This is a genomic window from Kribbella sp. NPDC004536 (assembly GCF_042873835.1).
GTDB lineage: Bacteria > Actinomycetota > Actinomycetes > Propionibacteriales > Kribbellaceae > Kribbella.
In genome coordinates this window covers 984900-997971 of sequence record NZ_JBIALY010000002.1, presented here as the reverse complement: position 1 = coordinate 997971, position 13072 = coordinate 984900, and the positions used below count along the sequence as shown (strand labels likewise).

The window sequence follows — 13072 nt, the reverse complement described above, 5'->3', positions numbered from 1 at the left end:
CTGGACCACTGGTCCAGGGGCGTTTCGCCGTACGGGTGCTTACAGGTACTGACCGGTGTTGGTCGCGGTGTCGATCGACCGGCCCGGCTCGGTGCCCTGCTTGCCGGAGATGAGCGTCCGGATGTAGACGATCCGTTCGCCCTTCTTGCCGGAGATGCGGGCCCAGTCGTCCGGGTTGGTGGTGTTCGGCAGGTCCTCGTTCTCCTTGAACTCGTCCACGCAGGCCTGGAGCAGGTGCTGCACCCGCAGGCCCTTCTGGTTCTCGTCCAGGAACGCCTTGATCGCCATCTTCTTCGCCCGGTCGACGATGTTCTGGATCATCGCGCCCGAGTTGAAGTCCTTGAAGTACAGGACCTCCTTGTCACCGTTCGCGTACGTCACCTCGAGGAACCGGTTCTCGTCGGCCTCCGTGTACATCCGCTCGACGGTGCGCTGGATCATCCCGTCCACGCAGGCCTGCTTGTCGCCACCGAACTCGTTCACGTCGTCGGTGTGCAGCGGCAGTCCGGCGGTCAGGTACTTCGAGAAGATGTCCCGGGCCGCCTCGGCGTCCGGGCGCTCGATCTTGATCTTCACGTCCAGCCGGCCGGGCCGCAGGATCGCCGGGTCGATCATGTCCTCACGGTTCGAGGCACCGATCACGAGGACGTTCTCCAGGCCCTCGACACCGTCGATCTCGCTGAGCAGCTGCGGGACGATGGTGTTCTCGACGTCGGAGGAGACGCCGGAGCCGCGGGTGCGGAACAGCGAGTCCATCTCGTCGAAGAACACGATCACCGGCATCCCCTCGGATGCCTTCTCCCGGGCCCGCTGGAAGACCAGGCGGATGTGCCGCTCGGTCTCGCCGACGTACTTGTTCAGCAGCTCCGGACCCTTGATGTTCAGGAAGAACGACTTCTGCTCGGCGACTCCGGTGCGCTCGGCGACCTTCTTGGCCAGCGAGTTCGCCACCGCCTTCGCGATCAGCGTCTTGCCGCAGCCAGGTGGGCCGTAGAGCAGCACACCCTTCGGCGGCTTGAGCTCGTGCTCCAGGAACAGGTCCTTGTGCAGGTACGGCAGCTCGACCGCGTCCCGGATCTGCTCGATCTGGCCGGACAGGCCACCGATCTGGGTGTAGTCGATGTCCGGGACCTCTTCGAGGACCAGCTCCTCGACCTCGGACTTCGGGATCTTCTCGTAGACGTAGCCGGAGCGGGGCTCCAGCAGCAGCGAGTCACCCGACCGCAGCGGCGTGTCGAGCAGCGGCGACGCGAGCCGCACCACCCGTTCCTCGTCGGCCTGTGCGATCACCAGCGCCCGCTCACCGTCGGCGAGCAGTTCCTTGAGCATCACCACGTCGCCGACGACCTCGTACGCGCAGGCCTCGACCACGTTGAGTGCTTCGTTCAGCATCAGTTCCTGGCCGAGCTTGAGCTCGTCCAGGTCCACCGACGGGCTCGCCGCGACCCGGAGTTTCCGGCCGCCGGTGAACACGTCGAGCGTGTCGTCTTCGTTCCGTCCGAGGAAGGTGCCGAATCCGGAGGGCGGTTGCGCCAGCCGGTCGACCTCCTCCTTCAGGGCGATGATCTTCTCTCGCGCCTCCCGCAGCGTGTCGGCCAGCCGCTCGTTCTGAGCGGTGACACTCGCCAAGGAGGCCTGTGTTTCGGACAGCCTGCTTTCGAGCGACCGGCTGTCTGCCGGGTGCTCGAGCAGCCGACGTCGCAACGCCGCGACCTCGGCCTCCAGGTACCGGACCTGGTTACGCAGTTCTGCCGCGGTAGGACTCTCGTCTCCAGCCACGATCATCACCTCACCATGTGGGGCTCGACCCTATGGACCTTACCCAGAAAACCTCGCTGGGCAAGCTGAATCCCATCACGTGTCGGTTGCGGATGAACCTGTTGCCGTCGGCATGTCGTCGGAAGTTTCGGCACGGCGCGGCCCCACGTAGTCGTCACCGTACGCACCAGGCGCAGGACGGCGCTTCTTCCGGGGTGCCTGAACCCCGTGCGCCATTCGTCGGGCAGTAACCAGGAAGGCCGTGTGCCCCTGCATCCGGTGGCCCGGACGAACGGCGAGACCCTCTACGTGCCAGTCTCGCACGAGCGACTCCCACGCGCGCGGCTCGGTGAACTCGCCGTGTGCCCTGAGCGTCTCCACGACCCGGCTCAGCTGCGTCGTGGTGGCCACGTACGCGCAGAACACACCGCCGGGTGACAGTGCCTCGGCAACGACGTCGACGCACTCCCACGGCGCCAGCATGTCCAGTACGACGCGGTCGACATCCTGTTCGTTCAACTTCTCGACCAGGTCGCCGACCTCGAGCCGCCACGCCGGGTGCTCACCGCCGAAGAAACCGATCACGTTCTTCCGCGCAACCTCGGCGAAATCTTCGCGCCGTTCGAACGAGATCACCTGGCCGTGGGTCCCAACCGCGCGCAGCAGTGCGGTCGTCAGCGCGCCGGAGCCGGCGCCGGCCTCGACCACCTTCGCGCCCGGGAAGATGTCGGCCATCGTCACGATCTGCGCGGTGTCCTTCGGGTAGATCACCGCCGCGCCGCGCGGCATCGAGACCGAGTAGTCGGCCATCAGCGGGCGCAGCGCCAAGTACTCGACGTTGCCCTTGGAGCGGATCGTGACCGCGTCCGGGCCGTCGATCAGGTCGTCGTGCTCGATCCCGCCCTTGGTCGTGTGGAAGATCTTCCCGCGCTCGAGCTTCACCGAGTGCCGGCGGCCCTTGGAGTCCTGCAGGGTGATCCACTCGCCCTCCTGCAGCGGTCCGTGGTGGACGCCGGAGAACGCCTGGTCGGGAAAGTCACGCAAGTCAGCCATAAGGCGCTCACCTTAACTTTCGGTCACCGAAACACCGTAATCAGCGGCCCCGGAACGCCCGTTCGACATCCGCGGTGGCCAGTACGCCGTAGACGCCGCCGGCTGGGTCGAGGACCAGGTATTCGCTCGCCGGGTGTTCGCGCAAGGTGGCGAGGATCTCCTCACCGGTGTCGTTGACGCCGATGATGTGGCCCGCGCCGATCCGGGTGGAAACCTCGCTCACGGTGGTCCACGGCCGCTGGTTCGGGGCCACGGCGGAGACCGCGGACTCCGACACCAGCGCGTGCGGCTTGCCGTCGCCGTCGATCACCACGACCGCCCCGGCCTGGGCCTGGCCGGCCATCCGGACAGCCTCCGAGATCGGCGTACCGGAATGGACGGCGATGGCGCGGCGCGCGAGCGTCCGCACCTGGAGGGCCGGCAACTTGCGCCGCAGCCGGGCCTGCATCAGCGACGCGGTCGAGCCGGACCAGAGGAAGAACCCGACCAGCAGCGCGATGACGAAGTCGAGGATCGACGCCTGCCAGTTCCAGATCTGCTCGGCGAGCACCGGCAGCGCCAGCACCAGGATCGCCAGCACGCGGCCGGCCCAGGCGGCCACCACGGTGCCCGTGTGCATGTTGCCGGTGAGCTTCCAGACGACCGCCCGCAACACCCACCCACCGTCCAGCGGCAGGCCGGGCAGCAGGTTCGTGACGCCGACGATCAGGTTCGCGATGCCGAGCTCCAGCAGCGCGACGTACCCGACGCCCTCGCCGATCGGGCGGGCGGCCAGGTACGCCAGCCCGCCGACGACCAGCGACGCGATCGGGCCGACCACCGAGACCGCGAACTCCTCCAGCGGCGACTTCCGCTCGCCCTCGATGTGGGTGCCGGCCGCGAAGAAGCCGAGGTTGATCTCCGAGACGCCGATCCCGAACCGCAGCGCCATCAGCGCGTGCGCGAGCTCGTGGATCAGGATCGACACCGTGAACGCGACCACGAACGCGAAGGCGGCCGCGTACCGCCAGCCGCCGAGCTCGGGGAACTGCTGCCCGATGACGGTCGCGAACCCGAGCGCCAGCAGCATCGCCACCGGCAGCCAGGTGAACCGCATGGTCAGCCGGATCCCGCGGACACGACCGAGCACCCACGTCCCGGGCGGTGGTGGACCGGCCGGCGGAGCGGGAGTCTCGGGGTCTCGCGAGTCAGCCATCAAGCCAACGCTACTGGGCCGACGGTAACCGGCTGCTACACACCCTCGGTTTTCCACAGGCCGGGGTGGGGTGCGCGCGAACTGTCGGTGGTTGTGCCTAGGGTTTGGGCATGAGCGTTGCAGTCGAGGTCGATCCGCATCCGCGGGGTGCGCTGTCCCCGTCCCGAGCCGCGGACTTCATGAGCTGCCCGCTGAAGTATCGGTTCCGGGTCGTCGACCGGCTGCCGGAGAAGCCGTCGGCGGCGGCCGTCCGCGGGACGGTCGTCCATGCCGTGCTGGAACGGTTGTTCGACCTGCCGCGCGGCCAGCGGACGCTGGAGCAGGCCGCCGGGATGCTCGAGCCGCAGTGGCAGCGCCTGCTCGAGGAGGAGCCCGAGGTCGGCGAGCTGTTCGCGGAGGACGCGAGCGGCGAGGAGCTGGCCAAGTGGCTCGCCGAGGCCCACCAGCTCCTCGGCAAGTACTTCACCCTCGAGGACCCGAACGCCCTCGAGCCCGCCGAGCGCGAGCTGTACGTCGAGACCGCGTTGGACTCCGGCCTCGTGCTCCGCGGGTATGTCGACCGCCTCGACGTCGCGCCGACCGGTGAGATCCGGGTCGTCGACTACAAGACCGGCCGCTCGCCGTCGGAGTTCTTCGAGGCGAAGGCACTGTTCCAGATGAAGTTCTACGCGCTCGTGCTCTGGAAGCTGCGCGGCGTCGTCCCGGCGATGCTCCAACTGGTCTACCTGGGCAACGGCGAGATCGTCCGGTACGTGCCGGACGAGGCCGACCTGCGCGCCTGCGAGCGGAAGGTGTCCGCGCTCTGGGTCGCGATCACCCGCGCGCTCGATTCCGGCGACTGGCGACCGAGCCCCGGCCCGCTCTGCGACTGGTGCGACCACAAGCCGATCTGCCCGGCCTGGGGCGGGACCCCGCCGCCACTGCCGACTCGTTCGGTCGAGGAGGTCGCCGCCGAGTCCGCAGGCATCGATCTGATCTCGGTCGACGGCTGAGGATCGGAAGGAACCCTCGGTAGGTACGGTTCGTCGCATGAGTGTGGGCGAGGTTGCCGCGGTTCGGGCGGTCGAGGTCTGGAAGGTGTACGGCAAGGGCTCGACGCAGGTCGACGCGCTGGCCGGCGTGAGCGCGGACTTCGGCCGGGGACGATTCACCGCGATCATGGGCCCGTCCGGCTCCGGCAAGTCCACGTTGCTGCACTGCCTCGCCGGTCTGGACCTGCCGTCCGACGGCAAGGTCGTACTCGGTGACGTCGACCTGACCACGCTGCCCGAGAAGCAGCTGACGCATCTGCGCCGCGACCGGATCGGGTTCGTCTTCCAGGCGTTCAACCTGGTCCCCACACTGTCCGCGCTGGAGAACATCACGCTCCCCCTGGACCTGGCCGGCCGTAAACCCGACCCGGACTGGCTGGCCACGGTCGTCGACGCGATCGGACTGTCCGACCGGCTCCGGCACCGGCCGTCGCAGCTGTCCGGCGGTCAGCAGCAACGCGTCGCCTGCGCCCGCGCGCTGGTGTCCCGCCCGGAGGTGGTGTTCGCGGACGAGCCGACCGGCAACCTGGACTCCCGCTCCTCCGCCGACGTCCTCGACTTCCTGCATCGCTCGGTCCGGGAGTTCGGCCAGACCGTCGTGATGGTCACCCACGACCCGACCGCCGCGTCGTACGCGGACCGTGTGCTGTTCCTGGCCGACGGCGAGCTGCAGTCCGAGCTGACCGATCCGACCGCGGAGTCGGTGCTGGACCGGATGAAGCAGCTGGACCCGGCCGCCGAGCTGGCCGGCTGATGTTGAAGCTCGGCCTCCGGTCGGTGCTCGCGCACCGGCTGCGTTTCGTCCTGTGTACGGTCGCCGTCACCCTCGGCGTCGCGTTCGCGAGCGGCGCGATGGTGTTCACGGATTCGTTGTCGACGGCCCTGAAGAAGAACTTCGAGGTCAGTACGGCCGACGTCACGGTCACGCCGACGTCGCCGATCACGGCCGCGGACGACACCCCCGCGACCTTCCAGAACAGCCTCGCCGACCAGATCGCCGCAGTCCCGGGCGTCGCCGACGCCGTACCGCAACTGCTGGTGGGCGACGTACAGATCCTGGATCCGGCCGGCAAGGAGGTCGAGAACTACGGGCTGACCACCTTCGGCGCTTCCTGGCCGCGGGTCATCGGGGCTGCCCCGTTCAAGGTGCTCGCCGGCACCGCGCCCTGGGGTCTGGAGCAGCTCGCGCTCGACCAGTCGACCGCCTCGCGGGCCGGCTACAGCCTCGGCGACAAGGTCCGGATCGTCACCCCGAGCCAGGCGGTCACCGCAACCCTGACCGCGATCACGACCCCGGCAGCGGCCGGTCCCGCGGCCGGTGCGCCACTGGTCAGCTTCGACGGTGCGACCGCACAGCGGCTGCTGCTCGGCAGGACGGGCTGGACGTCGATCACCGTCGCCCTGAAGCCGGGCTCCGATCCGGACACCGTCGCCCAGGCGATCGGCAAGGCGCTCGGGGACCAGGTCAAGGTACGGACCGCGAAGCAGGTGTCTTCGGACGGCAAACGCGATCTCGACCGGACCTTCGGCAGCTTCAGTCTGGTGCTGGCGCTGTTCGCCGGGCTGGCGTTGTTCGTCGGTACGTTCCTGATCGTCAACACGTTCGCGATGATCGTCGCGCAGCGCGCCAAGGAGCTGGCGATGCTGCGGGCGATCGGCGCGTCCCGGGCCCAGGTCACCCGGACGATCCTGACCGAGGGCGTCGTCATCGGCTTCCTCGGCTCGACCTTCGGCCTGCTGATCGGGATCGGCGTCGCGGCCGGTGTCCATTGGATGTACCAGAAGTTCAACCTGAGCATCCCGTCCGCCGGGCTGGTGGTCAGCCCGAGCACGGTCATCGCTTGCTACCTGATCGGCATCGGCGTCACGGTCGCGGCCGCCGCGCCGGCCGCCCGCCGGGCCGGGAAGCTCCCGCCGATCGCCGCGATGCGCGACGACGTCGAGGTCCCGGAGCGTTCGCTGCTGGTCCGCGGGTCGATCGGCTGCTTCATGCTGCTGATGACCGCGTTCCTCGTCGGCATCGGAGTGGCTGCCGGCGACCTGCCCGGCGCGGCGCTGGTCGCGTTGGGGGCCGGTCTCGCCGTGCTCGCGACGGTGATGCTCAGCCCGCTGATCAGCCGGTACGTCGTGCGCGTGCTGATGTTCCCGTTCGGACGCCGGGCACCGATCACCCTGGGGCGCCGCAACGCCGAGCGGAACCCGCGCCGTACGTCGGCCACCGCGTCCGCCCTGATGATCTCGGTCTCGCTGATCTGCGGCCTGATGGTGATCAGCGCGTCCGCGAAGGCGTCGATCAACCAGGCCGTGCTGGAGACGCTCGGTACGTCCGACCTCGTCGTCACCAACGAAGGCACGCCCAACTTCAGTACCCAGGTCGGTGACCAGGCGGCCACCGTCGCGGGGGTCGAGTCCGTCCACCGGGTCCGGCAGCAGACCGGCCAGGTCGGCGACACCGACGTCAAGGTCAGCGGCGTCAGCGACGGCACCCTGGACGGCCCGATCGTGACCAAGTTCGACCGCGGGTCGGCCGCGGTGCTGGCCACCGGTCAGGCGATCCTCCCCCGCAACCTCGCCACGACGCTGAAGCTCACCGTCGGCAAGACCTTCGACCTGAAGACCACGAACGGCGTCCACCGGCTGACCGTCGGCGGCATCCTCGCGCCGAACCGGCAACTGAACGCGGTCGTCGTCTCGCTGGCGGCGTACGAGCACTTCGGCGGCGCGCCGGCCGACAGCCTGCTCTACGTCGACGTTGCCCAAGGCAAGGAGATCGCGACGGTCCGGGCCGCGCTCCTGGACCGGCTGGCCAAGGACTACCCGTCGTTGCAGGTCCGCGACCAGAAGGCGTACGCGGCCGGCTCGATGCAGCAGGTCAACGCCGCCCTGGCCGCGATCGGGTTCCTGCTCACGATGGCGATCCTGATCGCGCTGCTCGGGATCGTGAACACGCTCGCGCTCGGCGTGATCGAGCGCACCCGGGAGATCGGGCTGCTGCGCGCGATCGGGCTGGACCGCAAGCAGTTGAGCCGGATGCTGCGGGTCGAGTCGGTGGCGATCACGTTGCTGGGTGCGTTACTGGGGTTGCTGATCGGGGTCGGGTCCGGGGTCGCGATCCAGGCCTCGTTGGCGGACAGCACGCTCGGCGTCCGGGTGGTTCCGGTCGGGCAGCTCGCGGCGGCGGTCGGGGTCGCGGTCGTGTTCGCCGTGATCGCCGCGGTCTGGCCGGCCCGGCGGGCGGCCCGGCTGGACGTGCTGCGCGCGATCGCCGCCGAATAAGCGCCGGGAGCCGCGGGTCCGGGAGCCGTGGTCGACCGAGCTCAGGGTGAGGGACCCGCGAGGTGGAGCCAGACCAGTGATTCACAGGTAGCCTGCCGGTGTGCCGGGGACCGTGCAGTCGATCGAGCGGGCCGCGGCGGTGCTGCGACTGCTCGCCGCCGCGCCTGACGGGCTGGGGGTCGCCGACCTCGCGAACGCACTCGGACTCGCGAAGCCGACGGTGCACGGGATCCTGCGGACGCTGCATCAGGTCGGGTTCGTCGAACAGGACCGCAGCGGCGCGCACTACCACCTGAGCGACGCCTTCGGGCGGCTCGGCGAGAGCTACCTGGATCCGAACGAGCTGCGCAGCCGCGCGATCAACTGGGCCGACTCGCTGGCGTCCCGCAGCGGTGAGGTGGTGCGGGTCGGGCGCCTGGTGGAGGGGAAGGTCGAGGTGGTGCACCACGTCTTCCGGCCGGACGACAGCGACCAGGACCTCGACGTCGGTACGACTCTCCCGCCGCACGCGACCGCGCTGGGGAAGGCGGTGCTCGCGTACGACACGAGTGGTGCGTCGCGGCCGCGACGGCTGGAGGCGTTCACGACCCGGACGATCACCGATCCGCACCGGTTGAGCGAGGAGCTGGCGACGGTCCGGGCGCGGGGCTGGGCGACCGAGTTCGAGGAGCACACGGTGGAGCTGGCGAGTATCGCGGCGCCGATCCGCGGCCTCGGCGGGCTGGTCGTCGGCGCGGTCGGCCTCGCGGGCCGGATCGAGCGGATCTGCGACAGCCGGCTGCGCCACCGCGAGGACCTGGTGACGATGGTCCGCGCCACCGCCGACGCCATCGCCCGCGACCTGCGGGACGACGGATGACCGCGGACCGCCACGCCATCACAATTGCCCGCACGACCGCCCGCTACGGCTGCACACTCGGTGGTAGGGCGGATTGTGATGGCCTGGGAGTCCGTAGGTGAGGGGGACTGATGGCTGAGCAGTATGTAGCCGCGGTGGATCAGGGGACGAACTCGAGCCGGTGCATCCTGTTCGACCGGCGGGGACGGTTGGTGTCGGTCGCGCAGCGCGAGCACCGGCAGCTGTTCCCGCGGCCGGGCTGGGTGGAGCACGACGCGGAGGAGATCTGGCGGAACGTCACCCGGGTCGTACCGGCGGCGATCAAGCAGATCGGCGCCGAGCCGTCGCAGGTCGTTGCCATCGGCATCACCAACCAGCGGGAGACCAGCCTGCTCTGGGACCGTCGGACCGGCCGGCCGATCGGGCACGCGGTGGTCTGGCAGGACACCCGCACCGACCGGCTCGTCACCGAACTCGCGGGCAACGACGGCCCGGACCGGTTCGCGGACCTGTGCGGGCTGCCGCTGACGACGTACTTCTCGGCGCCGCGGATCCGCTGGATGCTCGACCACACGCCCGGGCTGCGGGCGCGGGCCGAGGCCGGCGAGATCCTGTTCGGCACGATGGAGACCTGGCTGATCTGGAACTTCACCGGCGGCCGGACCCATGCCACCGACGTCACCAACGCCAGCCGGACGATGCTGATGAACATCGAGACGCTGGAATGGGACGACGAACTGCTCGCCGCGTTCGACGTACCGCGGGCGATCCTGCCGGAGATCCGCCCGTCGTCAGGGGTCTTCGCGACCGCGACCGAGGTACTGCCCGGTGTCCGGATCGGTGCGGCGCTCGGGGATCAGCAGGCCGCGCTGTTCGGGCAGACGTGCTTCAGTCCGGGCGAGGCGAAGTGCACGTACGGCACCGGCTCGTTCCTGTTGATGAACACCGGGCAGGAGATCGTCCGCTCGAAGCACGGGATGCTGACCACGGTCGCGTACCGGATCGGCGACCACGCGGCGTCGTATGCGCTGGAAGGCTCGATGGCCGTCACCGGTTCGCTGGTGCAGTGGTTCCGCGACGGGCTCGGGATGATCCACACCGCCGCCGAGATCGAGACGCTCGCGCGGACGGTCGAGGACAACGGCGGCGCGTACATCGTGCCGGCCTTCTCCGGGCTGTTCGCGCCGCACTGGCGGAGCGAGGCGCGCGGGGTGATCGCCGGGCTGACCGGTTACATCACCAAGGGCCACCTCGCGCGCGCGGTGCTCGAGGCGACCGGGTTCCAGACCCTCGAGGTGGTCGACGCGATGAACGCGGACTCCGGCATCGCGCTGACGGCGTTGAAGGTCGACGGCGGGATGACCGCCAACAACCTGCTGATGCAGTTCCTCGCGGACCTGCTGGACGTACGGGTGGTCCGGCCGATGGTGACCGAGACCGTGTCGCTCGGTGCCGCGTACGCCGCCGGGCTCGCCGTCGGGTACTGGCCCGACCTGGAAGGCCTGCGCAGCAACTGGCACCGGGCCGGCCAGTGGATGCCGCACATGGACCCGGCCCGCCGCGCCACCGAGTACGCGAACTGGCAGGCCGCCGTCCAACGCACCTTCAACTGGATCCGCCCCGAGGACCAGGAGCTCTGAGCCCTTTCGGCGACGGCCGAAGAGCGCCGGCCGTGATCCGGCTGTCAAACGCTTGACACAGAAGCTTCGTACCGTCCTGAGCGTCGCAAGGACCAACTCGGGAGGAGAAAGCTCATGTTCAGGATTCTCGCCGCCACCGCACTCGGACTCGGCTCCGCCGCCTTCGGCCCGGCCGCCGCGCACGCGGCGCCGCAGGCCGGCCTGGTGATCACGCACATCAAGTGCAACCAGCAGGAGGACAACACCGGGGCCGACGACGCGTACCTGGTGGTCGACGGTGCCACGATCTGGGGGCCGGTGCAGATGACCGACGGGGACAGCAAGGACATCCAGCGGGTCGCCGTACCGCAGGGGAAGGTGCTCACGCTGATGGAGGGTGACTGGCCGGACGACGACGACAACCTCGGCGCCAAGACCGTCAACGGGCCGGGTGACTACAGCTTCACCGACGACGGCGCGAACTACGTCGTCACGATCGCGAACGGCTGAACTACTTGGGGAGGACCGGTCGGCCGGCCCTCCCCAACCCCTCCGGTCTAGGCGGGCGAGACGATGTCGGGGGCCTCGAGGCGGACCTTGTCGGCGGACTCGTCGTCGGGCTGGTCCTGGGAGTCGCGTTCGGACCGGACGCGCTGGAGGTAGAACGACACCTCGCGTTCGATCGTCTTCTCGTCCCAGCCGAGGACCGGCGCGATCAGCCGGGCAGCCGCCTCGGCCGCACCGACGCCACGGTCCCAGGCCTCGATCGAGATCCGGGTCCGGCGGGCCAGGACGTCGTCGAGATGCCGGGCCCCCTCGGCCTTGGCGCCGTACACGATCTCGGCCTTGAGGTAGTCCTGCGTCCCGGGCAGTTGCTCCCCGAGCGACGGGTCCTCCGCGACCAGGTCGAGTACTTCCTCGATCAGCGCGCCGTACCGGTTGAGCAGGTGCTCGATCCGCGCCACGTGCAGCCCCGACCGCTGCGCGATCAGCTGCCGCTGGTTCCACAGCGCCTGGTAGCCGTCCGCGCCGACCAGCGGAATGTTCTTCGTGACGCTGCGCGGTACCCGTCCGTCGAGCGCGTCCGCGGCGGCGTCGATCGCGTCCTTGGCCATCACCCGGTACGTCGTGTACTTGCCACCGGCAACCACTACCAGACCGGGCGCGGCGTGCGCGACGACGTGTTCGCGGGACAGCTTCGACGTACTCTCCGACTCGCCCGCGAGCAGCGGCCGCAGACCGGCGTACACGCCCTCGACGTCCTCGCGCGTCAACGGCGTCGTCAGGACGGCGTTCACGTGGTCGAGCAGGTACTCGATGTCCTTGCTGGTCGCGGCCGGATGCGCCTTGTCCAGGTGCCAGTCGGTGTCGGTCGTCCCGATCAGCCAGTGCCGGCCCCACGGGATGATGAACAGTACGGACTTCTCGGTCCGCAGGATCATCCCGGTGCTGGACTGGATCCGGTCCTTCGGTACGACCAGGTGGATGCCCTTCGAGGCGCGGACGTGGTACTGCCCGCGCTCCCCCACCATCGCCTGCGTGTCGTCGGTCCACACGCCGGTCGCGTTCACGACCTGCTTCGCCCGGACCTCGAACTCGCGACCGCTCTCCAGGTCCTTCGCCTGGACGCCGGTGACCCGCTCACCCTGCCGCAGGAAGCCGGTGACCTTGACCCGGTTCGCGACGAAGGCGCCGTACGAGGCTGCCGTCCGCGCGAGCTCCATCGTGTGCCGGGCGTCGTCGACCTGCGCGTCGTAGTACTGCAACGCGCCGACCAGGGCGGACTTCTTCAACGACGGCACCAGCCGCATCGCGCCGCGCCGGGTCAGGTGCCGGTGGATCGGCAGCCCGGCGCCGAGGCCCGAGCTGACCGCCATGCCGTCGTACAGGGCGACGCCGGCGCCCGCGTAGAACCGCTCCCACCAGCGGTGCTGGAGCGGGTACAGGAACGGGACCGGCTTCACCAGGTGCGGCGCCAGCCGTTGCAGGAGCAGACCGCGCTCCTGCAACGCCTCGTGTACGAGCCGGAAGTCGAGCATCTCCAGGTAGCGCAGGCCACCGTGGATCAGCTTGCTGGACCTGCTGGAGGTGCCGCTCGCGAAGTCGCGCGCCTCCAGCAGTCCGGTGGTCAGCCCGCGGGTGGCGGCGTCGAGCGCCGACCCGGTGCCGACCACCCCGCCACCGATCACCAGGACGTCCAGTTCACGTCCGTCGGCCATCGCGTCGATCGCGTCGGCCCTCGCTTGCGGTGACAGAGCTACTACAGCCACTTGTGTTGTCCTTCCCAACTCGTTCCAACGGA

Annotated in this window: 10 protein-coding genes; 6 read left to right on the top strand and 4 right to left on the bottom strand. The window is 69.5% G+C overall.

Annotation, left to right across the window (positions count from 1 at the left end; genetic code table 11):
- Positions 1-39: 39 nt before the first annotated feature.
- The 3 genes from arc to ACFYRU_RS19525 all read right to left on the bottom strand — a co-directional run bounded on the left by arc (position 40) and on the right by ACFYRU_RS19525 (position 4006).
- A complete protein-coding gene (arc, locus tag ACFYRU_RS19535; RefSeq protein ID WP_387660625.1) occupies positions 40-1785 on the bottom strand; it encodes a proteasome ATPase in 1746 nt (581 codons plus the stop codon).
- A 69-nt stretch (positions 1786-1854) separates the two neighbouring features.
- Complete coding sequence (locus tag ACFYRU_RS19530; protein WP_387660623.1) at positions 1855-2811, bottom strand: tRNA (adenine-N1)-methyltransferase; 957 nt, start codon at positions 2809-2811, stop codon at positions 1855-1857.
- A gap of 40 nt (positions 2812-2851) precedes the next feature.
- Positions 2852-4006 carry a M50 family metallopeptidase gene (locus ACFYRU_RS19525; RefSeq protein ID WP_387660620.1) on the bottom strand — a complete coding sequence of 385 codons (1155 nt, stop codon included), beginning with the start codon at positions 4004-4006 and terminating at the stop codon, positions 2852-2854.
- A gap of 110 nt (positions 4007-4116) precedes the next feature.
- Between ACFYRU_RS19525 and ACFYRU_RS19520 the strand changes: the two genes are divergently transcribed.
- From ACFYRU_RS19520 to ACFYRU_RS19495, 6 genes are all read left to right on the top strand, one after another.
- Positions 4117-4998, top strand: coding sequence for a RecB family exonuclease (locus tag ACFYRU_RS19520; RefSeq protein ID WP_387660617.1), 882 nt, complete (start codon positions 4117-4119; stop codon positions 4996-4998).
- A 37-nt stretch (positions 4999-5035) separates the two neighbouring features.
- Positions 5036-5791, top strand: a complete 756-nt coding sequence (locus ACFYRU_RS19515; RefSeq protein WP_387660614.1) for an ABC transporter ATP-binding protein — start codon at positions 5036-5038, stop codon at positions 5789-5791.
- A complete protein-coding gene (locus tag ACFYRU_RS19510; RefSeq protein WP_387660611.1) occupies positions 5791-8313 on the top strand; it encodes an ABC transporter permease in 2523 nt (840 codons plus the stop codon). The genes ACFYRU_RS19515 and ACFYRU_RS19510 overlap by 1 nt, the downstream gene beginning before the upstream one ends.
- Before the next feature lie 100 nt (positions 8314-8413).
- Positions 8414-9172 carry an IclR family transcriptional regulator gene (locus ACFYRU_RS19505; protein WP_387660608.1) on the top strand — a complete coding sequence of 253 codons (759 nt, stop codon included), beginning with the start codon at positions 8414-8416 and terminating at the stop codon, positions 9170-9172.
- A gap of 110 nt (positions 9173-9282) precedes the next feature.
- Positions 9283-10791 (top strand): glycerol kinase GlpK, encoded by a 1509-nt coding sequence (gene glpK, locus ACFYRU_RS19500; RefSeq protein ID WP_387660605.1) that lies wholly within the window; start codon positions 9283-9285, stop codon positions 10789-10791.
- A gap of 114 nt (positions 10792-10905) precedes the next feature.
- The gene (locus tag ACFYRU_RS19495) at positions 10906-11280 is read left to right on the top strand and encodes a hypothetical protein (RefSeq protein ID WP_387660601.1); all 375 of its coding nucleotides are present in this window, start codon (positions 10906-10908) and stop codon (positions 11278-11280) included.
- A gap of 47 nt (positions 11281-11327) precedes the next feature.
- Here ACFYRU_RS19495 and ACFYRU_RS19490 read toward each other — a convergent pair whose 3' ends face one another.
- Complete coding sequence (locus ACFYRU_RS19490; protein WP_387660598.1) at positions 11328-13040, bottom strand: glycerol-3-phosphate dehydrogenase/oxidase; 1713 nt, start codon at positions 13038-13040, stop codon at positions 11328-11330.
- Positions 13041-13072 lie beyond the last annotated feature (32 nt).

Bases quoted from the DNA above. Each gene is read 5' to 3' on its own strand.
- arc (WP_387660625.1), bottom strand. From the start codon at position 1,785: ATGATCGTGGCTGGAGACGAGAGTCCTACCGCGGCAGAACTGCGTAAC.
- ACFYRU_RS19530 (WP_387660623.1), bottom strand. From the start codon at position 2,811: ATGGCTGACTTGCGTGACTTTCCCGACCAGGCGTTCTCCGGCGTCCAC.
- ACFYRU_RS19525 (WP_387660620.1), bottom strand. From the start codon at position 4,006: ATGGCTGACTCGCGAGACCCCGAGACTCCCGCTCCGCCGGCCGGTCCA.
- ACFYRU_RS19520 (WP_387660617.1), top strand. From the start codon at position 4,117: ATGAGCGTTGCAGTCGAGGTCGATCCGCATCCGCGGGGTGCGCTGTCC.
- ACFYRU_RS19515 (WP_387660614.1), top strand. From the start codon at position 5,036: ATGAGTGTGGGCGAGGTTGCCGCGGTTCGGGCGGTCGAGGTCTGGAAG.
- ACFYRU_RS19510 (WP_387660611.1), top strand. From the start codon at position 5,791: ATGTTGAAGCTCGGCCTCCGGTCGGTGCTCGCGCACCGGCTGCGTTTC.
- glpK (WP_387660605.1), top strand. From the start codon at position 9,283: ATGGCTGAGCAGTATGTAGCCGCGGTGGATCAGGGGACGAACTCGAGC.
- ACFYRU_RS19495 (WP_387660601.1), top strand. From the start codon at position 10,906: ATGTTCAGGATTCTCGCCGCCACCGCACTCGGACTCGGCTCCGCCGCC.